The sequence below is a fragment of the Kitasatospora sp. GP30 genome (genome assembly GCF_029892145.1).
GTDB lineage: Bacteria > Actinomycetota > Actinomycetes > Streptomycetales > Streptomycetaceae > Kitasatospora > Kitasatospora acidiphila.
Window position 1 is genome coordinate 1 of the sequence record NZ_JARZAH010000101.1, and the last position, 1,809, is coordinate 1,809.

General features: G+C 69.5%; 1 protein-coding gene. It reads left to right on the top strand.

Annotation, left to right across the window (positions count from 1 at the left end):
• Positions 1-153: 153 nt before the first annotated feature.
• Positions 154-1,779: an IS1182 family transposase gene (locus P3T35_RS40285; protein ID WP_280709873.1), complete on the top strand. Its 1,626-nt coding sequence runs from the start codon at positions 154-156 to the stop codon at positions 1,777-1,779.
• Positions 1,780-1,809: the final 30 nt, after the last annotated feature.

Sequence of the window (1,809 nt, forward strand, 5' to 3'; positions counted from 1 at the left end):
TGAGCGACTCTGTCGGGGATCTTGAGATTCTCGGGCGGAGAGGCGGGTTGATCGGGCAGGCTCGGCTTTTCGCAGGTCGTTCGTCTTCTCCGAGGTGAGCTGGTGTCTCTCCGCCCGCGTTCTGGCGAGCTTGTTCCTTCCGTGACCGCTCGGGTGGCTCGGGCGAGTAACCCCCGTGGCACCACGGCGATGTGGGTACGGGACCGGCTGGACGGGCTGTGGCGCGACGAGGACTTCGACTCCTGGTACCCGCGCGATGGACGGCCCGGGTTGTCGCCGGCTCAGCTCGCCACGGCGAGCGTGCTGCAGTTCCTGCTCAACCTGTCCGACCGGCAGGCGGCTGAGGCGGTGCGCTGCCGGATCGACTTCAAGTACGCCCTCGCGCTGGATCTCGACGATCCCGGCTTCCACCACAGTGTGCTGTCCGACTTCCGTGACCGGCTGGTCCAGGACCACCGCGCCGACGCCCTTCTCGATCTCGCGCTGGCCCGGCTGAAGGAAGCCGGGCTGGTCAAGGCACGGGGCCAGCAGCGTACCGACTCCACTTATCTGCGGGCTGCGGTACGCGAACTGACCAGGCTGGAGCTGGTGTTGGAAGCGGTCCGTGCCGCGCTGGAGGAGTGCGCCCGCACCACGCCAGAACTCCTCGACGCTCTGGTGACCGAGGACTGGGCGCTGCGCTACGGGCGGCAGGTCCGCCTGGTGAGCCAGCCCAGCCATCCGGCCGCCCGGCTCAAGCAGGCCGGCAGCGACGCCGCCGACCTCCTGGAACGGCTCCGCAGCCGCCGCCCAGGAGCGGCACCGGGGCCCGCGGCGGAGGCGCTGCGGCAGATCCTGGTGCAGCACTTCCTCATCGATGCTCGGGGACGACTACGTCCTCGGGCGGAAAAGGACGGTCTGCCGCCCATCGGGCGGCGCCTGGAGTCCCCCTACGACCTCGAGGCCCGCTACGTCCGCCGCGGCCACCGGACCTGGACCGGCTATCTCGCGCATACCACCGAGACCTGTGACGAGGGCAGCGTCAACGTCATCACGGACGTGGCCACCACCGTCCCCACCGGCGACAGCGTCGCCCTGCCGGGCATCCACACCCGGCTCGAGCGGCGCCGGCTGCTGCCCGCCCAGCACCTGGTCGACGGCGGCTACACGTCCGTCGCGCTGATGGACACCGCTGCCCGGTCCCACAGCATCGAGGTCATCGGCCCGGTCAAGTCCGACAACTCCTGGCAGAGCAAGGCCAGTACCGGCTTCACCCGTGAGGACTTCACCGTCGACTTCGACCGCCGCCAGGTCACCTGCCCGGGCGGGAAGACCAGCGGCATCTGGTCCGAGCCGCCCGCCCAAGCGCCCTACACAGTCGTGGCATTCGACGCCCGGCACTGCGGCCCGTGTCCCCACCGCAGCGGGTGCACCCGCTCGAACGATCCGCGCAAGGGACGCACCCTGAACTTCCTCCCCCGTCGGCTCCACGATCTCCAGGCCCAGAACCGCGCCGATCAGCAAGACCCGCACTGGCAGCGGGTCTATGCCTCCCGTTCCGGGATCGAGGGCACCATGAACGAGCTGGTCAACGGGCACCGGATGCGCCGCTGCCGGTACCACGGCGTGGCCAAGACCCACGTCCAACACGTCCTGACAGCGATCGCCGTCAACATCGAACGCCTCAGCACCCAGGAGCCAGACGACTCCGCCTACCGGCCCCGACCGCCGACGGCGTTCCAGCAGTACCTCGACGCTCACGAACTGCCCCGCCCCCGCTGGTGGCGCCAAGGACAGTGATCAAGGAAAACCAAGATCCCCGACAGAGTC